21 protein-coding genes, 3 pseudogenes and 1 riboswitch are annotated in these 23,998 nt (G+C 38.0%); of the genes and pseudogenes, 14 read left to right on the top strand and 10 right to left on the bottom strand.

Features of this window, described 5'->3' with window-relative positions; all coding sequences use genetic code 11:
* Nucleotides 1-63 precede the first annotated feature (63 nt).
* The 4 genes and pseudogenes from BM121_RS07710 to BM121_RS07695 all read left to right on the top strand — a co-directional run.
* Nucleotides 64-227, top strand: a pseudogene (locus BM121_RS07710) (DUF779 domain-containing protein); the annotation flags it as partial.
* Nucleotides 228-410: 183 nt separating this feature from the next.
* Nucleotides 411-1,502: an NAD(P)-dependent alcohol dehydrogenase gene (locus BM121_RS07705; protein ID WP_091483172.1), complete on the top strand. Its 1,092-nt coding sequence runs from the start codon at nucleotides 411-413 to the stop codon at nucleotides 1,500-1,502.
* A 575-nt stretch (nucleotides 1,503-2,077) separates the two neighbouring features.
* Nucleotides 2,078-3,934, top strand: coding sequence for a family 43 glycosylhydrolase (locus BM121_RS22595; protein ID WP_091482971.1), 1,857 nt, complete (start codon nucleotides 2,078-2,080; stop codon nucleotides 3,932-3,934).
* A gap of 191 nt (nucleotides 3,935-4,125) precedes the next feature.
* A complete protein-coding gene (locus BM121_RS07695; RefSeq protein WP_091482969.1) occupies nucleotides 4,126-5,634 on the top strand; it encodes a bifunctional metallophosphatase/5'-nucleotidase in 1,509 nt (502 codons plus the stop codon).
* Nucleotides 5,635-6,221: 587 nt separating this feature from the next.
* Here BM121_RS07695 and BM121_RS07690 read toward each other — a convergent pair.
* The gene (locus BM121_RS07690) at nucleotides 6,222-7,394 is read right to left on the bottom strand and encodes a pyridoxal phosphate-dependent aminotransferase (RefSeq protein WP_091482967.1); all 1,173 of its coding nucleotides are present in this window, start codon (nucleotides 7,392-7,394) and stop codon (nucleotides 6,222-6,224) included.
* A 35-nt stretch (nucleotides 7,395-7,429) separates the two neighbouring features.
* Complete coding sequence (locus tag BM121_RS07685) at nucleotides 7,430-8,512, bottom strand: iron-containing alcohol dehydrogenase family protein (protein WP_091482965.1); 1,083 nt, start codon at nucleotides 8,510-8,512, stop codon at nucleotides 7,430-7,432.
* 138 nt (nucleotides 8,513-8,650) lie between these two features.
* A riboswitch (SAM riboswitch) is annotated at nucleotides 8,651-8,761 on the top strand.
* A 95-nt stretch (nucleotides 8,762-8,856) separates the two neighbouring features.
* Here BM121_RS07685 and BM121_RS07680 point away from each other — a divergent pair.
* The 5 genes from BM121_RS07680 (at nucleotide 8,857) to BM121_RS07660 (ending at nucleotide 13,197) form a co-directional block, all read left to right on the top strand.
* Entirely contained in the window at nucleotides 8,857-9,654 is a 798-nt protein-coding gene (locus BM121_RS07680) for a MetQ/NlpA family ABC transporter substrate-binding protein (protein WP_091482963.1), read from the top strand.
* An 18-nt stretch (nucleotides 9,655-9,672) separates the two neighbouring features.
* Nucleotides 9,673-10,707, top strand: coding sequence for a methionine ABC transporter ATP-binding protein (locus BM121_RS07675; protein WP_091482961.1), 1,035 nt, complete (start codon nucleotides 9,673-9,675; stop codon nucleotides 10,705-10,707).
* Nucleotides 10,697-11,371 (top strand): methionine ABC transporter permease, encoded by a 675-nt coding sequence (locus tag BM121_RS07670; RefSeq protein WP_091482958.1) that lies wholly within the window; start codon nucleotides 10,697-10,699, stop codon nucleotides 11,369-11,371. The genes BM121_RS07675 and BM121_RS07670 overlap by 11 nt, the downstream gene beginning before the upstream one ends.
* A 10-nt stretch (nucleotides 11,372-11,381) precedes the next feature.
* Nucleotides 11,382-12,497 carry an alpha-hydroxy-acid oxidizing protein gene (locus tag BM121_RS07665; protein ID WP_091482956.1) on the top strand — a complete coding sequence of 372 codons (1,116 nt, stop codon included), beginning with the start codon at nucleotides 11,382-11,384 and terminating at the stop codon, nucleotides 12,495-12,497.
* A 478-nt stretch (nucleotides 12,498-12,975) separates the two neighbouring features.
* Complete coding sequence (locus BM121_RS07660) at nucleotides 12,976-13,197, top strand: hypothetical protein (protein WP_091482954.1); 222 nt, start codon at nucleotides 12,976-12,978, stop codon at nucleotides 13,195-13,197.
* Nucleotides 13,198-13,611: 414 nt separating this feature from the next.
* Here the strand turns inward: BM121_RS07660 and BM121_RS07655 are convergent, their stop codons facing one another.
* The 6 genes and pseudogenes from BM121_RS07655 to BM121_RS22400 all read right to left on the bottom strand — a co-directional run.
* Nucleotides 13,612-15,540: an ABC transporter permease gene (locus BM121_RS07655; RefSeq protein ID WP_245780761.1), complete on the bottom strand. Its 1,929-nt coding sequence runs from the start codon at nucleotides 15,538-15,540 to the stop codon at nucleotides 13,612-13,614.
* Nucleotides 15,524-16,309, bottom strand: coding sequence for an ABC transporter ATP-binding protein (locus BM121_RS07650; RefSeq protein WP_091482952.1), 786 nt, complete (start codon nucleotides 16,307-16,309; stop codon nucleotides 15,524-15,526). The genes BM121_RS07655 and BM121_RS07650 overlap by 17 nt, the downstream gene beginning before the upstream one ends.
* Before the next feature lie 175 nt (nucleotides 16,310-16,484).
* On the bottom strand, nucleotides 16,485-17,519 hold the full coding sequence (locus BM121_RS07645; RefSeq protein ID WP_091482950.1) for a sensor histidine kinase: 1,035 nt from the start codon (nucleotides 17,517-17,519) through the stop codon (nucleotides 16,485-16,487).
* Nucleotides 17,520-17,555: 36 nt separating this feature from the next.
* The gene (locus tag BM121_RS07640) at nucleotides 17,556-18,239 is read right to left on the bottom strand and encodes a response regulator transcription factor (RefSeq protein ID WP_175495363.1); all 684 of its coding nucleotides are present in this window, start codon (nucleotides 18,237-18,239) and stop codon (nucleotides 17,556-17,558) included.
* 182 nt (nucleotides 18,240-18,421) lie between these two features.
* Nucleotides 18,422-18,949: pseudogene (locus BM121_RS07635) on the bottom strand (recombinase family protein).
* Between the two features lie 208 nt (nucleotides 18,950-19,157).
* Nucleotides 19,158-19,259: pseudogene (locus BM121_RS22400) on the bottom strand (transcriptional regulator); the annotation flags it as partial.
* A gap of 185 nt (nucleotides 19,260-19,444) precedes the next feature.
* Between BM121_RS22400 and BM121_RS07625 the strand changes: the two are divergent.
* Complete coding sequence (locus tag BM121_RS07625; RefSeq protein ID WP_091482949.1) at nucleotides 19,445-19,639, top strand: DUF6440 family protein; 195 nt, start codon at nucleotides 19,445-19,447, stop codon at nucleotides 19,637-19,639.
* Nucleotides 19,640-19,910: 271 nt separating this feature from the next.
* Here the strand turns inward: BM121_RS07625 and BM121_RS07620 are convergent, their stop codons facing one another.
* On the bottom strand, nucleotides 19,911-20,717 hold the full coding sequence (locus tag BM121_RS07620; RefSeq protein ID WP_091482947.1) for a carbon-nitrogen family hydrolase: 807 nt from the start codon (nucleotides 20,715-20,717) through the stop codon (nucleotides 19,911-19,913).
* A gap of 11 nt (nucleotides 20,718-20,728) precedes the next feature.
* Complete coding sequence (locus tag BM121_RS07615; RefSeq protein WP_091482945.1) at nucleotides 20,729-21,388, bottom strand: MBL fold metallo-hydrolase; 660 nt, start codon at nucleotides 21,386-21,388, stop codon at nucleotides 20,729-20,731.
* A gap of 105 nt (nucleotides 21,389-21,493) precedes the next feature.
* Between BM121_RS07615 and BM121_RS07610 the strand changes: the two genes are divergently transcribed.
* The 4 genes from BM121_RS07610 (at nucleotide 21,494) to BM121_RS07595 (ending at nucleotide 23,673) form a co-directional block, all read left to right on the top strand.
* On the top strand, nucleotides 21,494-21,847 hold the full coding sequence (locus BM121_RS07610) for a winged helix-turn-helix transcriptional regulator (RefSeq protein WP_091482943.1): 354 nt from the start codon (nucleotides 21,494-21,496) through the stop codon (nucleotides 21,845-21,847).
* Between the two features lie 522 nt (nucleotides 21,848-22,369).
* Entirely contained in the window at nucleotides 22,370-22,867 is a 498-nt protein-coding gene (locus BM121_RS07605; protein WP_091482941.1) for an RNA polymerase sigma factor, read from the top strand.
* The gene (locus BM121_RS07600) at nucleotides 22,864-23,343 is read left to right on the top strand and encodes a zf-HC2 domain-containing protein (protein ID WP_091482939.1); all 480 of its coding nucleotides are present in this window, start codon (nucleotides 22,864-22,866) and stop codon (nucleotides 23,341-23,343) included. Before BM121_RS07605 ends, BM121_RS07600 begins: the two co-directional genes overlap by 4 nt.
* 15 nt (nucleotides 23,344-23,358) lie before the next feature.
* On the top strand, nucleotides 23,359-23,673 hold the full coding sequence (locus BM121_RS07595; RefSeq protein ID WP_091482937.1) for a hypothetical protein: 315 nt from the start codon (nucleotides 23,359-23,361) through the stop codon (nucleotides 23,671-23,673).
* Nucleotides 23,674-23,998 lie beyond the last annotated feature (325 nt).

Raw genomic sequence — 23,998 nt, 5'->3', positions numbered from 1 at the left:
GATGGTAAGTAGTTGTAAAAAAGCAAATAAGATATAGTTAGACCTCCCTTTGAGTTTTTGGCAATGGATGAGGCGTTGGAGTTTATGGATCTGTTACATCAGTCTGGTGGTTGCTGTGACGAAAGCTCGCCGATGTGCTATCCAAGAGGAGACTTTCGAGTTGGTAATTTAGATGTTTTATTAGGTCCCCTATTTATATGTCGAAAGGTCAATTTGAATACTGGAAACTTTAAAAATTTATTGACTTCATCTTTTTATATAGAAAAATAATCCTTCAAATCGATGAAATTTTGTGTGAATTGTTGAATGGATTATGTTGCAACGGAAAACAATAAAAAAGTAGTCGGAGACATAGATATTTCTGGGGTTATAGCATGCATAGTAACCAATCATCGAAGGAGCTGAAAGAGTTGAAGATAAAAGCAGCTGTTACACACAGCCAGGAAAAAGATTTTACAATTGAAGAAGTGGAGCTATCCGAACCCAAGGCAAACGAGGTTTTAGTGAAAATTGTTGCTACTGGTGTCTGTCATACAGACGCTGTTGCTCGTGATGGTGGAATGACTCCCTATCCTGTTGTATTGGGTCACGAAGGAGCAGGAATAGTGGAGAAAACAGGTGACGGGGTAAAAATTTTACAGCCAGGTGATCATGTTGTTTTATCGTTTGCTCACTGTGGCCACTGTGAAAACTGTCTAACTGGACATCCGACGGTGTGTACGGATTTTAATACACTGAATTTCGGTGGGAGAATGGAAGATCAGACACACCGTTTACAAAAGGAAGGAAATGACCTTTCTACCTTTTTCGGACAGTCCTCTTTTGGTACCTACGCGGTTGCAAATGAAAGAAATATAGTGAAGGTGGACAAGGATGTGGATCTCGCCTTATTAGGACCTTTAGGTTGTGGTATTCAGACAGGTAGCGGAACAGTACTGAACCGCCTAAGGCCGGAGTTCGGAACCGCTATCGTTATTTGCGGTGCAGGATCAGTAGGTTTAAGTGCAATTATGGCGGCAAAAATAACGGGTTGTAAACATATTATTGCTGTTGACCTTCATGACAGCCGGTTAGATATTGCGAGGGAACTGGGGGCTACACACGTTATTAATGGAAGAGATGGAAAGGTAGTGGAGCAGATCAAGGAGATAACAAATGGGGGAGCCCATTACGGTGTAGAAACAACAGGTGTACCGTCAGTTGTCCATCAAGGTCTTCAAGCGCTTCGACCGCTTGGGGCACTTGCAGTCGTAGGAGCAACTCCGGAAGTGAACATTCATGTCCATGAAGAAATTATGGCTGAAGGAAAAACAATGGTCGGGGTTGTTGAAGGAGATTCGGTACCTCAGGTGTTTATACCTAAGCTATTGGAGTACTATAAGGAAGGATTATTCCCGTTTGATAAATTAGTGGAATTTTACGAGTTCCATGATATCAACCAAGCATTCGAAGATTCAAAAAGTGGAAAAGCAATTAAACCTATATTAAAAATTAGTAGCTGAAATACTTGATTGTGAAGAATGAGGATGAAGAAAAAGTTACGAGTTGGGATAACTTAAACAAAAAGAGCAAATCATACCAGAAATCATCAACAGTTCATCAGCAGAAGTGGTAGCAGATGATGGGACAAGTGGCGATGGAGACTTTCGTTGTTAATTTAGTAATAATAATTAAAAGAAGATATGATTCCCGTCATAATTTAGGGAAATCATATCTTTTTTGGACTTCTACAATGGCTTCAATTATGTGATGATACGTTTCTTCTCGAAGCAGCAACATTACTTTTCATGGGTGATAGTTCAAAAATGGATACTTAACAATAATATTCCACCAGCTATTGAATTTCATTTTATATAAGTGTATTCTTATATTTAATTACAAATAAATTGATTTATTACAATTTATTTGTAATTAAGTTGATAAAAGGAGGTGTCAATATGAATAAATAGTTTAGTTGTCTTATAAATTTGATGAAGTGTAAATTTTTGTTTTTAAATGCTGGCAATATAATCTTGAGGCCACGAATAAGCTAAAGCTTCATCTATCGTTGCTTACAATTTATTTTTTAGAAAGGAACGTGATTACTATTAAAGGGGAAACTATTAAGATATCGTTACTATTTCTTTTTATTTCAATTTTATTTACTTCCACATACAATGCTGAGAGTACTTCCGAGTCAAACTCTATAGCTTCATCTACCTATACATTTTCAAATCCAATTAATACAGCAGGTGCTGATCCATATGTTATGTTGCACACGGATGGATATTATTATTTTACCCGTACATTAGGTAACCGCATAGATATATGGAAATCAAGGACTCTAACTGGAATAGACCTTGGTGAGAGAAAAACAATTTGGGAGAAACCAACAGATTTAAACGATATTTGGGCGCCTGAAATTCACCATATTGATGGAAAATGGTATATCTACTACACAGCAAATACAGGTTGTGGAGACGATTGTAGAGGGGTATATGTTCTTGAAAATTCTGCTTCTGACCCTTTAGAAGGAGAATGGGTTGAAAAAGGAAAAGTTAACACTCAATATGCGGGGTTAGACGGTTCCGTTTTTGAGCATAAAGATGAGCTATATTTTATGTATGCGGCATATGGTGATTGGTCTGGTGAACATGGCAGTTCTATTGCTATTGCACCAATGTCTAACCCATGGACGTTAAGTGGAGAGAACGTCATCTTAACTTATCCAGAATATGATTGGGAAAAGAAAGGAATGCACGTTAATGAAGGTGCAGTTATCCTAAAGCGAAACGAAAAAATATTTCTTGTATACTCTGGAAGTGCTTGTTGGGAAGATGATTATGCAATCGGTATGCTGACAGCTTCTGAAAATAGTAACTTACTTGATCCAAATTCATGGTCAAAATCGACAGAACCACTATTTAGTAAATCCATTGAAAACGGTGTTTATGGTCCAGGTCACAATTCTTTTGTTAAATCGAAAGACGGTACTGAAGATTGGATTGTTTACCACGGAAATAGCGGCCCTGACCTAGGATGCGGACCTCGTCCAACCAGATTACAAAAGTTTACTTGGAATGGTGATGGAGCTCCGGATTTCGGTGTACCAACTAATGGGCCGATGGACACTCCATCTAGTGATTATCGAATAGAAGCTGAACACGCTATACCAAACAAAGTGAGAATAAAGAATAACAAATATAACTCAGAACAGCAGACTGTTACAATAAATAATAAAAACAGTTCTCTACTTTTTGAAGATGTTAATGTACCAGAAGCAGGAGTCTATACTTTAACTATTAATTATTCTAATTATGCTAGACCAGATGCTTCAAGTTTCGTAACTGTAAATGGCAAAGTATCAACTCTAAAATATCCGTATACAGGTAAGGGAAATTTTGAAAGCGCATCCATTCAAGTTGAACTTAATAAAGGATTTAACAACACAATTAAATTTATGAAAGATAAACATGCTGTTGAACTAGACTATATAGAAATATCAGGCGAAGTAGAGTTCACTGTTAAATCTGGTTTTAAATATAAACTGATTAATCCTAATGGTGGTAAAGCACTAGATGTGTCACAAGAAGGTAAAAATGTCCTTACTTGGGATAATTCAAATGGCGACGAATCTCAAACCTGGGAGTTTATTGAGTTGAATGATGGTAGTTATAAACTGAAAAATATTGAGAGTGGAAAATTTTTATCTTTAGATGGTGATCCGACTGAAGCATGGGCAAATGTCAATGTGCAGGCTTGGGATGGTACTGCTTCTCAAAAGTGGGAATTTAAAAAGTATAATGATAGTTATTACAAGCTGATAAATATGGCGAACGGAAATGCATTAGATGTAGCTGGGGCTAGTATTGACAGTGGTGCAAACATGGGGACATGGGAAGATATCGCTGATGGACCAGCACAAATGTGGGTGTTTTATAAAATCGATGAATAATTTAAAAAAATCGACAGGTATGGTATCTGTCGATTTTTTTCGAAAACGCCTTCAACCCCTGTGAATAATCGAGTATTTAAAAGAAATTTGATTCTTTAGTATGACGAAAATTCACAAGAATCTTACTATTATTTAACATTCATTTGCTAGAATTTTTATTGAGAAATGATAGAGAGGGGAGATTTATATTTATGAAAAGACTTTTGATAGTGCTGTTATTATTTGTTTTAACTGTAAGTGCCTTTTTGACAGATGATGTTGAAGCAAAGAATAGCTCTAGAAAAGCGACCATTCTGTATTTTAATGATGCTCATGAAGTGGGCCCGGTTGTAAACGAAAACGAGGACGGGGATCGAGGTGGAGTGGCGAAGCTTAAAACAGCTATTGACCATGTTCGGGAGGAGAATAAGCATACACTTGTAGCCTTTGGTGGTGACTTAGGAGGAGGAACACTATTCGGTGGAGTATATCAAGGATTTCCCGTTGTAGAAGCTTTTAATCGAATTGATATTGATCTTGCTAATTTTGGACAGCATGATTTTGACTTCGGTTCTCATGTTACAAAAGAGTTAGTTGAGGAATCAGATTTTCCTTGGATTTCTTCTAATTTAACAGATGCAGAAGGAAGCCCTTTTGCCGGTGTTTCAACCTATAAAATTTTTAATGAACGTGGCATTAAAATGGGAGTCATTGGACTTACGGATAACATGAATACGACAACAGCTGATGATCAAGTTGAACAGCAGGATATCATTCAGTCAGCCCAAAATGCAGTTGCACAAATGAAGGAAACAAAAAAAGTGGATGTTATTATTGCTTTAACACAGGAAAACTTAGCGAAAGACAAACAATTATTATCAGCTGTTCCTGAAATTGATGCCGTTTTTACAGAAGAAAAGGCGGAATACCAATCTTTTGTGTATGAATATGATAATCGTTATATTTTTGCTCCAGCAGGTAATATAGGTTCGATGATTCGATTGGATATTCATAAAAAAGGTAAGGATATTCAATTGATTCCAGAAATCATAGAAGTCGATCACACCGTGCCGGAGGATCCAGAATTAAAGGAGTTTGCAGATTACTACGAGGACAAGTTGGAGGGGGATTTAGGACAATCCATTGCCCAATTAGAAACACCACTCATTAACCAAGAGTCAAGATATCAAGAAACGAATATTGGTAATTTCGTTGCTGATAGTTATCGTTCTTATTTTAATGCGGATATTGGCTTTATGAACGGTGGCGGTATTCGTACGAGTGTACCAGCAGGTGAGTTCACATTGCGTGATGCCTATTCAATCCTGCCGTTTCGGAATAAAGTGATCCTGGCTACTGTTCCAGGAGATACTATTCGAGCTGCTTTAGAAAACGGCGTATCTAACGTAGAAAATCTTGGCGGTGGTTTCTTACAAGTTTCAGGTTTGAAATACTCCTATCAACGAAATAACCCAGAAGGATCAAGAGTAGATAATATTTTGGTAAATAAGGAACCGCTTGACTTACAAAAAGACTATACAGTAGCAATGCCCAATTATCTATTTAATGGTGGAGACGGGTTTACTATGTTTAGTCAAAGTATGTTAGTTGTTGATGAGACAAATGCTCGAACAGATGCGGAAGTGTTGATTGAGTATGCTGAAAAATCAGAGGTAATTCATGAGACCATTGACGGAAGGATTACAGTATTTAATGAGTAATCTATAGTTATAATTAGTTGGTTTTTGTCAAAAAGTTATAGCCTTCATGTATAATAAGTTTTTAATGAGATTTACGAAATAACCTAGAAGTAAACTCTAAGTTGTACTAAATCTTGTATTTCTCCCGTTCTTGCACTACGTGTATACACCCAAATCTCTCCGACGTTCGTGGTAGGCTGTCTGTCAAACGGCTATGAGCTTTGAAACCAGCCATAAGCTGGATCGCCTTTGTTGATGGTAAATGTTCGTCATTAGTTAAGTAAAGAAGACAACACAGGCTTAATGCTGGTACATTTTAATACAATATATCGATTAATCATCTTAAAAAATATGTGTGTAATATGAAGTTGGGTGGGGAAATGGTTTATGAAATTTGATAAGCTTGACTGGTTCTTGTTGCTATTTGTAATAGTTGTTTCGGTAACTTTTATTGTTTTATTTAGAAAAGAAATATCAATCAATTACCTGTTTATTATCATTCTTATTTTTGGTTTTACAATAGGTATATTGAGAAGAATATTATATAAACAAGAGAACTAAGTATGCCTATCGGGGGATACTTAGTTCTTTTCTCTTTGTAAGACAGGTTAAAATAAGGATAGCTTCTCAATCCGATCGCATGCTTCACGCAAGCGCTCAGGTTCATCTAATAAGCCAATGCGGACATATCCTTCACCTGATGTTCCAAACCCATTGCCAGGAGCAACAACTACATGTGCTTTCTCTAATAGAAGATTGGCAAATGATTCTGAGGTATATCCTGTTGGAGTTGGCATCCAGACAAAGAAAGAACCATTCGCAGTACCACCATGCCAACCGATTTTCTCTGCTTGTTGTAGGAAGGCATCTCTTCTTTCCTGATAGGTATTGTTTAATTCAACTATCGCGTCATGACCTTGATCAAGCGCAGTTTTCGCAGCGGATTGAATAGCACCAAAAATACTGACATAATAGTGGTCTTGAATTAATTCGAGTGCTTTAATAACAGATGGATTCCCGACAGCAAATGCTACTCGCCATCCAGCCATATTAAATGATTTGGATAATGTATACATCTCGATACCAACGTCTTTTGCTCCTTCTGATTGCAAGAAGCTTTGAGGTTTTTCATTTTCAAATCCAATTGCTCCATAAGCAAAATCATGAACGACACAAATATGGTTTTCTTGTGCCACTTCAATAGTTTGGTCAAAGAAATCTTTAGTTGCAGTAGCAGCGGTTGGGTTGTTTGGGTAATTTAAAAACATTAATTTTGCTTCTGCTAAGTCTTCATCAGAAATATTCTGATAATCAGGCAAAAATTGATTTTCCTTTTTTAATGGCATATGTATAGGTTCAGCATCTGCTAGTGCAATACCTGACATATAATCCGGATAGCCAGGGTCAGGGACTAGCACCTTTTCTTGAGGGTTTAATAGGCATTGACTAATCTCAACTAGCCCTGTTTTTGATCCGAACAAAATTGCAACTTCTGTCTTTGGATCAACGTCTACCTCATACTCACTTTTATAGAAGTTAGCCACAGCTTCTTTTAAAAAAGGATAGCCTTGAAACGGAGAGTATTTATGAAAGGCTTCATGTTGACTTGCCTCTTGTAATGCTTCCACAATAAAGTTTGGTGTTGGTAAATCGGGATTTCCCTGGCCAAGATTTATAACATCATGACCTTCCTTTTTCAGAGCTTGTGTTGTTTTTACTAACTTCGCAAAAAATTGTTCTGGTAATCTTTTTAATGTATTCGAATATTCGAATTCTAGCATATCTTCATCTCCATCTAGATTTCTATTAGTAAATCTTATTTTATATCAAGAATGAATGCTTCCAACTGAAATACAGCGTCTCGAACAACTTTAGGATCAGATACATTCATAAAATGGATAGATTCTTTCGGTTTCGTAGCACCTTTGCTTAATAAGTCCACTTTTTCCTCTGTGATATCCTCTACGCCTATATCGTGTAAACTAGTTGGTAGTTGCATGCGTTTATAGAAAGGTAATAGCTTTTCGACTTCATCTAGCCTTTTTTCAATCGCTAATTGAACCAAGACACCATAAGCTACTTTGTCTCCATGCAATGTATCATGCGTTTCAGCAAGGTGTGTTAGTCCGTTATGAATCGAGTGAGCACCAGATACACGACCATAATGATCACCAAAGCCACCTACCATTCCACCAGTCATGATGATCGTTTCAACCGAGCGCAAAAAGGAATGGCTATATGATTGGTTATCAATGGCTGCCAATGCTTCTTCTCCTTCTTCGATAAGCACGTCTCGACATAGTCTTGCTGCATGTAGTGCGATATCTAATGAAACAGGTTTCTGCGGTAGCTCACGTGTTAAGACATCCGCTTCATACCACTTAGCAATCGTATCACCAATTCCAGCACGGAAATAGGCTCTTGGTGCATCCAAAATCACCTCAGGATCTACTAATAACATATAAGTACTTTGATTGAAGATAATATATTCTTGAAAATTCCCTTGTTGATCATAAAAAACGGATAATGGTGTCCATGGTGCGCAATTAGATGCTAATGTAGGTGCTAAAATAGTTGGTAATTTTAATTGATCCCCACATGCTTTGGCAATGTCTAATATTTTTCCACCACCTATACCGATCACAGCAGTTGTCTCTGCTTGAGTTAACTCAGCAATGCGTTTTACTTCATTATGTGAACATTGTCCTTGATAGGCAACAAATTGGCAAGGTAGTGCAGGGTCAGTAAAGTAAGTTTTTACTTTTTCCCATGATTGATCCCCATGAATAACAAGTAGTTGGTTGAAGTCGTGTTCTTGTAACAAATCAAATAGATCGTTTAATAGACCGTTTCGGCATTGATAATAGTTAGGGGCTCCTTTGATATGTAAAGTATCCATATGTTCACCTCGATGATTTTTATATGGTAAAAAGTATGCCACCTGAATGAATAAGTGTCAATTTAAACTGAATTTTCTGTTAATGATTGACTTAAGTTCTTGTTTACGCTATACTTATTATCATAAAAAATTAAATCATGCTTATCGAGAGTGGTGGAGGGACTGGCCCTGCGAAACCCGGCAACCATCTATTTTTTTATAGAAAGGTGCTAATTCCAGCAAACAGTTTAGCTGTTTGGGAGATAAGAGAAGAACTATTGATTAAAGTAGAATTCTCTATCTCTCGGTGAAGATAGGGATTTTTTTAATGGTATTTTATAATAGAATAGTAGGGGGATAACAACATGAAGAAACTTGTTGGATTAATTAGTGTAGCAATCATTCTTATTTTAGCAGCTTGTGGAAATAACAATGCGGATAGTAATGGAAAATTAGATGTCGGTGTGACTGCAGGACCACATGAGGATATTGTGAATCATGTAAAAGAATTAGCAGCAGAAGAAGGATTAGACATTGAGGTTCATGTGTTTAACGATTATGTAATGCCTAACACAGCATTAGATGAAGGTGAATTAGATGCGAACATTTTTCAACATGAACCGTTTATGAACAATGCTCGTGATGAAGGTGAATTAGATTTAGTTAAAGTAGCAGATACGGTAAACTTCCCAATGGGGATTTATTCTGATCAATATTCTAGCTTGGATGAGTTGCAAGAAGGTGACAAGGTTGGGTTGCCAAACCACTCTTCAGGTGAGCCTCGTGCATTAATGTTATTTGAGGAAGCTGGTTTAATTACATTACCAGAAGATGCTGGAGTAGATGTAACGGTTAAAGACATACAAGAAAACCCATTAAACTTAGAATTTGTACTACTAGAAGCATCTCAAATACCTAGACAATTAGGAGAAGTACAAATTGCAGCGATTAATACAAACTATGCACTTGAAAGTGGCCGAGTTCCGACAGAAGATTCGCTTCACATGGAACCAAAAGAGTCTCCATGGGTAAACGTTCTAGCGACAAGAGAAGAGAATGTAGAAGATGAAAATATTCAACAATTGATTGATATTTACCGTTCTGAGGAGGTAAAACAATTTATCGAGGAGAATTTTGCAGATTCAGTTATTACTTCTTGGTAAGAGAGGGGCATATGCAGCATGATAGAATTTAAAAACCTAACGAAAGTTTTTCAAGATAAGAAAAGAGAAGTAAAAGCCCTTCATGACGTTTCATTACAAGTGAAAGAAGGATCCATTTTCGGTGTAATAGGGTATAGTGGAGCTGGCAAGAGTACTTTAGTTAGAATGGCTAATTTATTAGAAAAGCCAACTTCTGGCCAAGTTCTATTTGAAGGAAAAGATTTGATCAAGTTAAGCGGCAGCCAATTAAATGATGTAAGACAACAAATGGGAATGATTTTTCAATCATTTAATCTTCTTAAAACAGGTACAGTCTATGATAATATTGCCTTGCCTTTAAAGTTAACTGGCGTACCAAAAGCGGAGATTGACAAACGTGTAGCACAATACATTCAAATAGTCGGTTTGCAGGATAAATTAAAGGTTTATCCTGCCCAACTATCTGGGGGGCAAAAACAACGCGTGGCGATTGCACGTGCATTAGCTCATGAACCAAAAGTATTATTGTGTGATGAAGCAACAAGTGCACTTGACCCAGATACGACGGAAGCTATTTTAGAACTATTGAGCAAAATTAATAAAGAATTAGGTATCACGATTTTATTGATTACACATGAAATGAATGTTGTACAGAAGATTTGTCATGAAGTAGCTGTGATGGAACAAGGTGAAGTGATTGAGCAAGGATCTGTGATTGATGTCTTCTCTAAACCGCAAACCGAAACAGCTAAACGTTTTATTCATTCGTTATTTAATGATGATATTCCAGGTGACCTTTTCAGGAAATTAAAAACCAATGGCAAGCTAGTTTCTTTATCGTTTATTGGTGAATCTGCTGGTGATCCGGCACTTGCGATGGTTACGAAAAAATATGATGTATTCCCGTCTATATTAGGTGGAAATATTACCGATTTAAAAGAGCGACCATTTGGACGTTTAATCGTTCACTTAGACGGAAGTGAGAGTGAAGCACAAAAGGCGATCCATTATTTAGAGGAAAGTGGCGTAATCGTTGAGGCATACACAAAGGAGGATCCAACCCATGGTAACTAGTATTACGGATTTTATGGACAACTGGGGAGCCGAAATTTGGATGTCTTTTATTGATACGATGATCATGGTAGGTGTTTCGTTAACACTTGCGATTCTTATTGGTCTACCGTTAGGTGTGTTGTTAACATTAACAGGGCCAGGTAAAGCACTTGAAAATAAGATTATTTATCAAATTTTAAATACGGTCATCAATATATTGCGTTCCATTCCATTTATTATTCTATTATTCTTTATATTACCGTTCACGGACCTAGTAGCTGGTACAACAATTGGTGTCCGAGGTGTAATTGTGCCATTAGTTGTGTTTACTGCACCTTATATAGCTCGTCTCATGGAGTCGAGTTTATTAGAGGTTGATCGCGGTGTGATTGAAGCTTATGAAGCAATGGGGATTAAAACACGCCATATTATTTGGCATGTTCTGATTGGAGAAGCACGCTCATCGATTATATTAGGTTTAACGATTGCGACAATTGGTCTTATAGGTGCAACAGCAATGGCAGGCTTAGTCGGTGCTGGTGGTCTTGGTGATTTAGCTTATCGATATGGTCATTTACGCTATCAGACTGATATCATGTATGTAACGGTCATTATCTTAATTATTTTGGTACAAGGTGTACAAACATTCGGTAACCGTGTATCAGCTAGATTGAAGAAAGATTAAGGAGAAATTTATGACAGCATCATTTCCTATAAGGTTTCAAGATTTAGAACAGCAAGCCCAAGATCGACTGGAACCAAAGGTTTTTGGCTATATTCAAAGTGGTGGCGGTAGAGAAGAAACGTTACGAACGAATGAAACGTCTTTTGAAAAGTGGCAATTAGTCCCACGATTTGGAGCAGATGTTTCTACTGTTTCTTTAGATAAAAAGATTCACGGTGAAACGATCCAATCACCTATTTTATTAGCTCCAGTCGGCATGCAAGCTTTAGCTAATGTAAATGGTGAAAAGGCAAGTGTAAGTGCTGCCCACAAGTTTGGAATGCCATTTATGGCAAGTACGGTATCGTCCTATTCGCTCGAAGACATAGCCGAAGCATGTCCTGACGCAGAGCGGTGGTTTCAGTTATACTATCCTAATGATGAGGCACTTGCTAAAAGCTTTGTTCAACGTGCTGAAAAAGCTGGGTATAAAGCGATTGTGGTAACTATTGACATGGCAACACTGGGACATCGTGAAAAAGACTTAACAAATAAATATTCTCCCTTTCGTTTAGGTAAAGGCATGAGTAATTATACAAATGATCCTATTTTTCAATCATATCTAAGAGGTTATTCACAAGAAGATGTGCTGGCAGAAATGCAAAAAGTATTTTTTAAGCCAGATTTAAATTGGCAACATATACAACAACTGCGCAAGGCAACGTCCCTTCCTATTTATATTAAGGGTGTACTGCATCCAGATGATACGGAGAAGGCAGTGGAATTAGGTATTGATGGAATTGTCGTTTCCAATCATGGTGGACGTCAATTAGATCGTTGTATTGCTTCGATCGATGCTTTACCTTTAATCAAAGCTAGAGTTCAAGATCAACTAACGATTCTGTTGGATAGCGGTATACGCTCAGGCCCAGACATTGTTACGGCATTAGCATTAGGAGCAGATGCTGTTCTTTTAGGGAGACCTTTTGTATATGGATTGGCCATTTCTGGGCAGTCAGGAGTGGAAAACGTACTAGAAAATATCACGAATGACCTTACCAAAACGTTGCAACTAATGGGTATTAATGATGTAAATCAAGTAGATCATACGTTTATCAGACGTATGTCAACACCCGAAGGAACATGAATATGGTCGGGTTTGATAAAAAATTTTATACTTCTTAACGTGTGAAAAAAGTCCGAACTGATTCAATTTTTTGAATCATGGTTCGGACTTTTTTGCTTCAATACTTCAATCAAAGCCGTTTTGTCTCTTTTTTAAATGAAAATGGATTGAATTGTTCTGCTGGAAAATTAAGCATGTACATCAAAAGAGGGATTATTCCTGAGCCTGATCTAGTGATTAATGATACAAGGTGTTGGTGTTTAAAAACGTGTGAAGTGTTCCTTAAGAAACAGTTATTAAACTCTCATTGACAACATGAGCTAAGGGATAAATTCATGGCAGACAAAATCCTTAAAATTTATAAAGAAAAAAAGTGAATATGTAATTGAGCGCATCAATCAATTTGACCACGACACCAAGTACAAATATAAAAGTATATCTATTTTCCTTTTAATTCCATCGTTACTAAAAAAAACAGTTGTTATCGCAAGCTATAACTGTGGAAGATGGTGATTTTAAATTTAACGAAGAAATTGTTCAAGGAAAGTTTAGTGCTTGGGAAATATCCCAAGTAAAAAGGTTTTTAGAAAATACAGATCCTAATGTAATTAAAACAATTGAAAGTGAAATAAATGGTGGTGACGACTTTAGCACTTTTTCATTGCCTGCAATTGTGTTAGCGTTTTTGGCAACTCTTGCAATTTTTGTTGGATGGAAGTGAACAGGAAAAATTACTGATGACTTTTATAATTGTATTGGAAAATATTTTAAGATTAGTTATACAAAGATAATGAATAAATAGCGCTTTTGGGGTTGCCTAAAGGTCTGCTCATAAGTCGTAAGGCAGCAAAGACCTCTACCTAACATCCTATGGCATCTCGCTTCACTCTTAATACCTCGATAAGGGGTAGCATCAGATAAATGCGGATTTACAACGTTAAGCATATTCCACGGACGCTAACCTCGTTTTTAACAACGTTAAGGAAGCTCTATTCAACGAGCGCGATTGTAAAACAAAAAATCGATTCCCTGTACGATAAGGAATCGATTTTTTTAGGTTGGAAATATGCTTAGCGTACAAAATGTCCGAAATGTTGGCGGTACCCCATATAGCTTATCCCCCTTTAAGTGATGGTTATGACATAGCGTTTTTTACAATGTTGCGGTAGTAGCCTATGGTAAACAGAGCGAATACAAAATAGATAACCGTGTAAATCGCCATGACGATGGATGCCGGAAACATGGTATCCGACCGGATCATAAATGAAGCCGCCTTGATAGCAAAGATCGAATGCAGCATACCGATCGATAGAGGGAGAAGGAACACGATGGCCTGCTTTCGTATAATGCCTTTCATGATCATATCCACGTCAAATCCGAGCTGACGCAACGTCTTAAAGCTTTGCTTTTCCTGCTCGGCTTCGGTCATTTGCTTGAAGTACAAGATGCTGCCGGTTGAGATCAAAAAGACAAGTCCAAGGAAAGCTGCGATGAAAATGAGCAAGCCTGTCGTCTGCAGCACTTCTTTGTACTGCGCATAGAAATAATATAATAGTTCGTCACTGACGGATTTTGCGTATAGAGAGGAAGCTATGGCGAGCTCTTCCTTGTCCGGAACTTGAAACGTATCAAAGCGAATTATTTTATAACCGGGCGTATCGGCCATTTGTACTGCGATTTTGTCCATCGTCGCTTCTGACACTAGCAGCTGACTGCCGGGAGCATTTAAATTCATGATGTTCCTTTCCATCACTGTCCTCAATGTATACATAACAGTCTGTCCATGCTGCTCCAGCACTATTTCGGTTGGATATCGCTTCGACTGCTCATCTAAGTCCCCGGCAAGTGAGGCCCCAGCATTGTACAAAATGGCTTCGCCATCTGGCGGCACGTTGAGGTCTGCGCCTGTTTGTTTAAGCTGTTCGGCCGGAAGCCATAACAAACTTTCTTCAACCTTACGGGATTCGTCATTCGGATCAAGGATGATGCCCATCGTCAGAACCGCTTGAACGACGTGGTGATTAACATCGATGCCTTCCTTCTCCAGCTCCATCTTGAACGACAGCGCCTCCTGCGGCTCGTTTTCAAACATAAAATCATCAGGGAAATCGTGGCGGGTCTCTTGCTCTACGGAGTAGTAGAAGGAGTAAGCCATGGAAATCAGCGTGATGGCCATGGCCGACAACACCGTAATCAAGGTAAGTGAGTTGGCATTTGCTTTCGTATGGTGCATCAGCGGAGCCATCGACAGGCTGTTTGTTAAGCCTAGGTGTCCATCTTTACGTTTGCGGAACCGGTAAAAGCACCGTCTGATCGTAACGCGAAACAATAAGTAAGTCCCTGCAACGATGGATCCGAGTACCAATGGTGCGTTGAGGAATAACTGTTCATTGATATGACCCGATAATTCATAGCCGTATCCAATCAGCGCCAGACCGAGCAGGGCGAAAATAGCAGATGCCACCGCTTTGGGCGGCTTAGTGAGGTCAGGCTGCTTGTCAGCTTGAAACAGATTCAGAAGGGTGCTGCGATAAACCTTCAGCATCATCTGAATGGAAGTGATGACGATGATGAGAAGATAGACCATCGACGTTTTAAAAGCCGCTGGTACGGAGAAGCTGATGCCGACAATCCCTTCTAAGCCGAGCAGATTCAACAAAATCAGGACGAACAGCCTTGAAATCAACGCGCCGCAAATGATCGCAGCAAGTAGTGCACCTAAGCCAAGCAGTATATTCTCGATCATTAGATATCGGGCTACCCAGCCTTTGGAAAGACCAACCAGCTGGTATAGTCCGATTTCTCGACTGCGCCGACGCAGGAAAATGCCGTTGGCCGAGACGGTAAAGATCCCAACGATCACAATCAGCATGACTCCCGCAATTTGAAACCCGGCAGTGAAGTCAACGCTCGGATGTGTCATATTCAGAACAGCCTGATCGTGCTGTAGTGAGGTGAAGACAAAATATAGGCTCATACTAAAGATCAGCGCAAAGAAGTACAAATAATAATGCTTCACATTTTGCCGCATGCTGCGAAGCGCTAATTCAAAAACCGTCAACATGGTCACCCCCCAGTACAGCTTGCACGTCCATAATTTCATTAAAGAAGGCATGTCTTGTTTTATCGCCGCGGTACAGCTCGGAATAAATCTTCCCGTCTCTTAAAAACACAACACGGCTGCAATAGCTGGAGGCTACCGGATCATGTGTCACCATGACAACGGTGACGCCTCGCTGCTGATTCACCTTCTCCATCACGTCCAGTAACGAGGAAGCGGATTTGGAATCCAGTGCACCGGTCGGTTCGTCCGCAAACACGATCGAAGGCTGGTGGATCAGAGCGCGCCCGGCAGCTGTCCGTTGTTTCTGGCCTCCTGATATTTCATGCGGATATTTGTGCGACAGTGCTTTAATGTCAAACACATCGGCGATGGCTGTGAACTCGCTTTCCGCTTTCCGCTTGCTCATTTTGCTAAGGGAGATGGGCAGCAGTATATTTTCCTTCACTGTCAACGTGTCCAGTAGATTGTAATCCTGGAAGATGAATCCCAGCTTGTTGCGCCGAAAGGCGGAAAGCGCGGTATTACTCAGCTTGGATATATCTGCGTCGTCGATTAAAACCGTTCCGTCCGTAGTATGATCAATCGTGGCTAAGACGTTAAGCAATGTCGTCTTGCCTGAGCCGGAAGGGCCCATAATGCCGACAAATTCACTGCGGGTTACGCGTAAATCTATTCCTTTTAATACATGCTGTGCATTTCCTTTGGTACCAAATGTTTTGTGGACATTTCGTGCTTGTAAAACGGTTTCTCCTACATTCAACTGATCCATAACGTACCTCCAAATCATAATTGTTGCTTGATAATAGCTTTATTATACGGTTGGATTTTCCGCTTGTCGTACGTTTTGCATGACAATCTGGCAAGACAACGTGACAATATTGTCACGTTCACTATTCCACACCAAAAACAGCCAGGAGCAATCCTGACTGCTTCATAGCTGGATATTACTCGCCCGCCCCTCTTCGGACAGCTTCGAATGCGTTGGGATTGACAAAAATCATTCGCATCACCGTACCTTTCGTTTGACCGGGTTGCGCTTTGAGGGTAATTTCTAATTTATCTGCAACGGTTTTTGCAAGATAGAGCCCAAGTCCGGTCGCAGCATTTTGAATCCTGCCGTTTTCGCCCGTGAAGCCTTTGTCAAAGATACGCGGCAATTCGTGCGGCTGTATTCCCGGTCCTTCATCGATGACATCCAAAAAGACTTGGCCTGTCTCCGTTACATCCGTCACGATCATAAGTGCCGTATTCGCAGGATTATATTTCACGGCATTCGTCAACAATTGCCGAAGGATGAAGCGGCACCATTTTCGGTCTGTAATGGCCTTTACATCCGTTCCTTCGATACTGACCGCCAGATTTTTTTCCATACACCATGGCGCCAGCTCCCGTACTTCTTCCGCGGCAAGGCGCTGTATGGAGGCCAATTCAAGAACATAGTCTGATTCGATCGCGGGCAGACGTGTCATATGCAGCTGACGGTCGACCAACAAATACACCCGCAACCATTCCGCTTCAATTTTACGTATTTCTGGATCACTTGGCCGGGCGTCCAGGATTAGCTTCATGGCGGTGAGAGGAGTCTTCACCTCATGGATCCATGAGGCCGTGAATTCATTCTCGATCAGTTGAGTTTCTTTATAGTCAGAAAGCTTTCGTTTGAACTGAAGGGAGGCCTCCTGTAAGATGTCATTGGTTATCTTATCTAGACCGTCCCCAGGCTCAGGAAGAGTCTCGATCCAATCTAAGGCCATGTCTTCCTGCAGAGCAGCCAACGCGGTGGCATATTTTGTTTCTCTCTTGAAGCGCCATATAAAAAACAAGAGAAAGGACAGAATAAATGAGGCGTTAAAATAAAAGAGAGAAGTAGATGTGACCTGGATGCCTTGATCAAGCAGGATCAGAGCATTAGCTAAGCCGAGTAAGCCGACAAATAGTAAAATCCAACTTTTCCTTGCATCAACGTAACGGATAAACACGGCACGGTTCCTCCTATCAGTACATGTTTATAATCTCTATAAAGTGATGGCCATATAACCCAGCCCTTTTTTTGTCACAATAGTGTCTGCCAAATCGATCGTCTCCAGCTTATGCCGCAAACGGGTTATATTCGCCGTGAGGGTATTGTCGTTCACGAACTGCTCGTCCTCCCACAGCTTTCGTATCAAGTCATGGCGCGAGATAATGACATTGTTCGATCTCACGAGCGTGATCAGTATAAAAAATTCGTTTTTTGTTAAATCCACTTCTTTCCCAGCGTTTCGAATTACACCTCGATTCAAATCAATCAAGGCGCCGTTCCATTCAAGAATATTCGATTGCTCTTCGCCATAAGCATATGTCCTCCGGAGAACGGCTTGAATTTTGGCATAAAGCACGTCTGTATGAAACGGCTTCTGGATGAAGTCGTCCGCCCCCATGTTCAGTGCCATGACCATATCCAATGGGTGATCGCGGGAGGAAAGGAAAACAATGGGTACTTTGGATACAGCGCGAATCTCGCGACACCAATGAAAACCGTCAAATTTCGGGAGTATGACATCCATGATGACGAGCTGAGGCTGTTGTTCAAGAAATGAACGCATCACACCTTCAAAATCATCTGGTCTCGTGACCCGGAACGACCAAGCCTCTAGACCTTTCTTCAACGCAGCAAACAAAGCATCATCATCTTCAACAACAAATATGTTTATCTTCATCGAGCCAGCCTCCTAGTGTCGCAAATTTGACTGTTGTAAATAAAATAATTTGAGGTAACAAAGAATTACTCCTCATTAATATATCATAGATTAATGTTTCACCTATGGTGGGGGTACGGAAACGATTCGAGGATTGAAGGGCCACTATAGGAAATATTTACCTTTTAATGTGGTTAGCTTCTTTACTTTCTTTCTGCCAATTTTCTGTACAAAGCCGATCTTGACACATTTGTGATTTTACAAATTTTTTTAACAGTCATATTTCTCTCTCTGTAAAGTTCCACTGCATAGTTAATGCCTTCATGTTTCGAATGATATTTTTTTACCCGCCCCCGATATTTCCCCTCTTTTTTGGCAAGTCCTATTCCTTCAATAAGATCACGTTCTAATTGATTAAGCCTCCCATGATAGTCATTAAAAACTCACTATAGGGATTGTCTTCGGATAAATCTAACTAGGTATCTTTCAAGGACTTCAAATTTGCCTTCTTTTGCTTGATGTCATCGACCAATTCAAATAAATCTCTTGTACTCCGGGTAAGGTCTGTAACAAAAATCGTATCATCGGCCTGTAGTTCATCTAACATTTTTTGTAGCTCCGGATAACTTTTCTTCAAATATGATATCCATTCCTATTTCTTCGAGTTGCTTGTATTGTCTTGCAGGATTCTGATCAATCGAACTGACCCTTACACAACCGATTCTTCTCATAATTTCCATTCCTATTTTGAAACAAGTCACATGGGACATGTGGAAACCTCATTTTACCACTCATTTACGTTTGTTCCAATAAGGTTTCAGATAGTAAAAAGGTTGTTTAAAAACTCTAAACAACCCTTTTATATTATTCTCTCTCCCAGTTTTAAAAAAAACTTCCCTCTATTTTTGCTCACCAGTGAAATAATTCAGTTTCCTGTCCAGCCTCAAAAAGAACATGCAGATGTTTGTTTACGGCAGTACGGCTTATCGGGAAGCAATCCGTAATTGCAGCAATCGACATTTCTTTATCAGTAAGCAATTTTTAAAAAGAAAATGCAACTGAGAGCCTTATAGCAACACGAAAAAATAGTTTATTAATGGCCAAACAAGAATATATGTTTAGTGATTGACATTACAGAAGAGAATCAAAGATTTACTCAACCCTTGATTCTCTTTTGTTGTAAGAGTAAGTTTTCATAGCTTAGAATATAGAGAGGAGAAACGGACATGTTTAATAAGTCAAAATCAAATAGCAGGTTTAAGGTTATTTATAAAAATGGATCAAGCTCTGGTTGTAAAATATTAGTAGATAAAGAGACGGGGATAAATTATTTATACAGTTGGGATCGTTATTCAGGAGGTTTAACTCCTTTGTTAGATCAGAATGGATCTCCTGTAATTTCAACAGAAAAAAATGAATAAAATAAAGCAAACAAAATGTATAAACAAGGGCATATATGTCAGTTTAGATTTTATTTTGCACTGGAAATAAATATGAAAAGCCCAATCTCTCCTTCTTTTAAAGGAAAAATTAGACTGATGGTTTGCCACAATTGCGCCCGTTTGGTGAAAAAGGGGTTAGTGTAGTATTAAAAATACAAGGAAACACGGTACAAATGACAAAAATACACGGGAAGGATATTTTACACCTTCCCGTGTTCGGAAATGTTACCCTTACTCTATATACACATCACTACTCCGCATACTTATAAACATCTGGTCTCAGGTTTTCAAATATGGGAATGTTTTGTTGTTGTTCTGCTACCTTTTGTATATCGACTTCTGCTGTTAGGGTTGCTTCTTGGTTGCCTGCTTCTTCTACAATGTTTCCGTTTGGATCAATGACAATTGAGTGTCCCGCATACGTGTTACCGACATGATTTTCATTATTCACATCCCCCACACTGTTGCATGCAATGACATAGATGCCATTTTCTATTGCTCTAGCTTTCAATAGTGATCTCCAATGGTTTAAATTTTTTGTTGTCCATTGCGCAACATAGAATACAATCTTTGCACCCTGATATGCTGGGTAACGTGTAATTTCTGGGAAACGTAAGTCATAACATATAATTTGGCTCGCCTTGGTATCGTTAATTTCAAATACTTCTGGAACACCATTTCCACCTGTTAAATAATAATGTTCATCTAACATTGGCACGAGATGGGTTTTATCTTTTTGATAAAGCAGCTCGCCCGTTTTTGATACTGCAAAAGCCGTATTATATATATTGTCATCACGTTTATTTGAAACTGAACCTGCAATAATATCCACATGATATTTGGTGGCTAAGCTCTGGATAAAAGGAAGACTTCTTGTTAAATCGATATCAGCTTTTTCTACTAAATGCTGTAAATCATAACCGTTATTCCACATTTCAGGGATTACAACAATCTCAGTATCAGTTTCGAGCTTTTCTTCAAATAAAGTTTTAATATGATTTTCGTTTTGTTTAACTTCTCCTTCTATAATTTCAATTTGAAATAATTGTATTTTCATCTTTCTATCTCCTATTCATATATAAATTTATAAATGGTATACAATTCATCATTGTATTTAACATCTTCGCCATGTGCTGAAGATATGATAGAAGGTTTAATTTCATCTATAACTTTTCCGCTATTAATATTTTCACTCATATCGACCGTGAAATTTTTAATTGGCGGATGTAAGGTTTTAGAACGAGAAATAAATAAATCTCCAGCTAGCAAAACATTATCATCTTTATGATGATATATTACATGTCCTGGTGCATGACCGGGTGTTAAATATAGGTCCAAAGGTAACGTTTTGATGATATTGTCACTCAAAGCCTCGACTCGATATTCAACACCAGTTGTCTCCTTTTCTGATTTGTTTGGATATGGCTTTTCACCATTAATAAACGGAATTTCGACTTCGTGCGCATAAATAGGAATGTTTAATTCATCTTGTAAATACTTGGCACCATTAATATGATCCAGATGACCATGTGTCAGTAAGATACTTTTGGGAACACCCAAAGATTTTGCCGCATTCAACTGCATTTGTGCATGGTCTTCCATTCCGGTATCAATAATGTAAACATCCTCACCATCCACCACGTACCATGTATTGATTTTAACAGGAATGCCAACGACAGTTTCATAAGTAAGTTTATAAACATGCTCAGAGATTTGTACAAATTCCAATTGATATTTACCTTCCTTTCATTTATTTGATATTATAAGTTTAGTAAGAAAAAAGGGTAGTAACAAGAAGGCACATTTTTGTAACTACCCATTGGAGGTGGGAAAATGCCAGACTTTAAAAACGATCAATATGGTACCTGTACGTTAACCGTGGAGCGCGCTTGCCCAATTGAGTTAGCGATGCATGTAGTAGGAAGTAAATGGAAGGGAATCATTCTATATTTATTGTCACATTCACCAATGTATTACAACGCAATGCGCCGTGAAATACCAGGAATTACCCAACGCATTCTTACACTACAACTTAGAAACCTAGAAGTAGATGGCATCATTGAAAGAAAAGAAACAAACGATAACCCAAAGAAGGTTTTATATTATTTGACGGCTCTTGGAGAAGATTTTGTCCCAGTGCTTAAATCCATAAAGTCATGGGGCAATGCCTATATGAGTAAGCAGTAGATAGGGCAAAATAAAAAAGATGATTTCGATTTTTATTCGGATTCATCTTTTATTCTTATTCCGTTAACTGGCCCGTTTGTTTAATTGTATTGTATCAGAAATATTCTCTTTCAATTCCCTATTATAAGCGTCTCAATTCTTATCTAAAAATCAAAATATTAAAATAGAATAGGTGTTTGAGTATTGAGACACCCTTCAGCTAAATTCTATTTAGATCCTATAAAGAGAGAAAAAATGAAATAATTTAACTAAAAAAATTGTAGTGGATAATATCTCCACTACAATTTTTTATAATTTCTTTAGTGAAATAATAGAGGTAGCACTCGGATTCGAACCGAGGATTAAGGTTTTGCAGACCTTTGCTTTTTTCAAACAAATCTTGCTTATTAAATCCTTTAATTACTTTAATATTTCCATCATTTTTTATAATGACTGTTACAGGAGCGCCTTTTGCTCCGAGACTTGTAACTTTTTTATTTGAGGACCGTCTCACATATAAGGGTAAAGGAAGGATAAATATGTATGGATACTTTTCAACGTATTGAGGACATTTATAAAGAAAATTATTGGTATCTAAAAAAAATTTTAATAACGTTAACTAAAGATGAATTTATTTCTGAAGATATAATTCAAGAAGTATTTTCAAAGCTTCTTAAAAATCCTGAACAAATCAAAGAAATAAATTACTTGAAGAGTTGGCTGGGTAAAAGCGCAAAGAATGCTTACATTGATTATTACAGAAAAAAAAGCCCTACATTACTCGAAGACGATGAAATTATTAGTAACCTCTTAATTTCTAATGCTGATCCAGAATCTATTACTCAAGTTAATGCCAGTTTAGTCAATATATTCGAAAAACTACATCATCTAGATAAAACTATATTAATTGCAAAAGAATATTATGGTTTCAAATATGAAGAAATATCGACTTTCGTTTCTCTTTCTCCTAATGCAGTAAAAACCCGTTTGTTCAGAGTAAGGAAGAGAATTATAAAATCAGAGAAAGGAGAATTCTTATGAAGCAAGAAATTCATCAATTAGTTCAAGAGTTAATTCCGCTTTATGACGAGGTAGATAAAGAAAGCAAAATAATTATAGATAAACACGTTGAGAACTGTGCGGAATGCAAAACAAGTTTTGATCAATTTGAAGATAATTTCAAGGAGCTAAGAGGTGATAGTGACACAAATTTACACATGAAAGATAATATTAAACCATTTAAATTATTAAATCGCTTTAAAATATCAATATTCTTTGTATTAATAGTTGCTCGATTAGCTATCATTGGACTCGTAATCAGCACATGGGCTTCTTCACATGACCATAGTTTTTCTATGCTAGTAGCAAACCTAGTCTTTTATTATTTTCCATTCGTAGGAATAGTGAATAGTGTTATATTTATATTTTATAGAGGTAAGTTCTTTTGGACAGTATTAATCTGGGATCTTATTGTATTGATGTTTTTAGATGATATATTAAAATTATTTTTTAACTAATAGGAGGTATATTTAATGAAAGTTATAATTAGGATTGGTGGTTTATTAGGGATATTAATATCTTTAACAGCTATGTTATTTGCCTTTGTAGATGATTCCTATACATTGGGTAACTTTGGTATATTAGCGATTATAGGAAGTGTTATGGGGATTATTGGTTCTTTTAAAATAGAAAATAAAGGAAACATAGATGGTTTTTTAATAATTATAGGAATTATTTTAGGTGTATACGGATTATGGGTTTTTTATATCATTCCTGCTGCGCTAATGTTAGTTCCCTATTTATGGGTCTTGTTGCCAAAATTAAAAAATCAAAGAACCACTACGTAAGTGTGAGAGTATCAGGGGGGAGTCATTATACTTCCCCTTTTTTTGTTTGAACCCTCTAGATATTGCTTTTTTAGATGTTATCACTCATATTTCCACCTCCAATGTATAAAAATAAGTAGTTTTGATTTATAGATAAAGAGAAAAAAACACATGTTTAAATGTTACCTAGATAGAGGAGGAAGTTTATTATACAGTTTATTTGCCTCTTTATATATAAACTAAAGGAGGTTGAAGAATGATAATGTCTGAGTCTATTCCCATATGGGTTAGGGAAGTTATACAAAGATAAAGAATGGGGTTGCCTAAAGGTCTGCTCATAGGTTGT

The organism is Gracilibacillus orientalis (genome assembly GCF_900114645.1).
Classification (GTDB): Bacteria; Bacillota; Bacilli; order Bacillales; family Amphibacillaceae; genus Gracilibacillus; species Gracilibacillus orientalis.
The sequence above is the reverse complement of the archived record's forward strand: the minus strand, read 5'-3'. Positions and strand labels throughout refer to the sequence as shown.

What these genes read in the sequence shown, in the direction of transcription:
- BM121_RS07695 (WP_091482969.1), top strand. Translation starts at nt 4,126, where the DNA reads ATGAAAAGACTTTTGATAGTGCTGTTATTATTTGTTTTAACTGTAAGT.
- BM121_RS07650 (WP_091482952.1), bottom strand. Translation starts at nt 16,309, where the DNA reads ATGGATCAGTTGAATGTAGGAGAAACCGTTTTACAAGCACGAAATGTC.
- BM121_RS07690 (WP_091482967.1), bottom strand. Translation starts at nt 7,394, where the DNA reads ATGCTAGAATTCGAATATTCGAATACATTAAAAAGATTACCAGAACAA.
- BM121_RS07610 (WP_091482943.1), top strand. Translation starts at nt 21,494, where the DNA reads ATGCCAGACTTTAAAAACGATCAATATGGTACCTGTACGTTAACCGTG.
- BM121_RS07675 (WP_091482961.1), top strand. Translation starts at nt 9,673, where the DNA reads ATGATAGAATTTAAAAACCTAACGAAAGTTTTTCAAGATAAGAAAAGA.
- BM121_RS07625 (WP_091482949.1), top strand. Translation starts at nt 19,445, where the DNA reads ATGTTTAATAAGTCAAAATCAAATAGCAGGTTTAAGGTTATTTATAAA.
- BM121_RS07655 (WP_245780761.1), bottom strand. Translation starts at nt 15,540, where the DNA reads ATGTTGACGGTTTTTGAATTAGCGCTTCGCAGCATGCGGCAAAATGTG.
- BM121_RS07640 (WP_175495363.1), bottom strand. Translation starts at nt 18,239, where the DNA reads ATGAAGATAAACATATTTGTTGTTGAAGATGATGATGCTTTGTTTGCT.
- BM121_RS07620 (WP_091482947.1), bottom strand. Translation starts at nt 20,717, where the DNA reads ATGAAAATACAATTATTTCAAATTGAAATTATAGAAGGAGAAGTTAAA.
- BM121_RS07605 (WP_091482941.1), top strand. Translation starts at nt 22,370, where the DNA reads ATGGATACTTTTCAACGTATTGAGGACATTTATAAAGAAAATTATTGG.
- BM121_RS07685 (WP_091482965.1), bottom strand. Translation starts at nt 8,512, where the DNA reads ATGGATACTTTACATATCAAAGGAGCCCCTAACTATTATCAATGCCGA.
- BM121_RS07600 (WP_091482939.1), top strand. Translation starts at nt 22,864, where the DNA reads ATGAAGCAAGAAATTCATCAATTAGTTCAAGAGTTAATTCCGCTTTAT.
- BM121_RS07670 (WP_091482958.1), top strand. Translation starts at nt 10,697, where the DNA reads ATGGTAACTAGTATTACGGATTTTATGGACAACTGGGGAGCCGAAATT.
- BM121_RS07665 (WP_091482956.1), top strand. Translation starts at nt 11,382, where the DNA reads ATGACAGCATCATTTCCTATAAGGTTTCAAGATTTAGAACAGCAAGCC.
- BM121_RS07680 (WP_091482963.1), top strand. Translation starts at nt 8,857, where the DNA reads ATGAAGAAACTTGTTGGATTAATTAGTGTAGCAATCATTCTTATTTTA.
- BM121_RS07595 (WP_091482937.1), top strand. Translation starts at nt 23,359, where the DNA reads ATGAAAGTTATAATTAGGATTGGTGGTTTATTAGGGATATTAATATCT.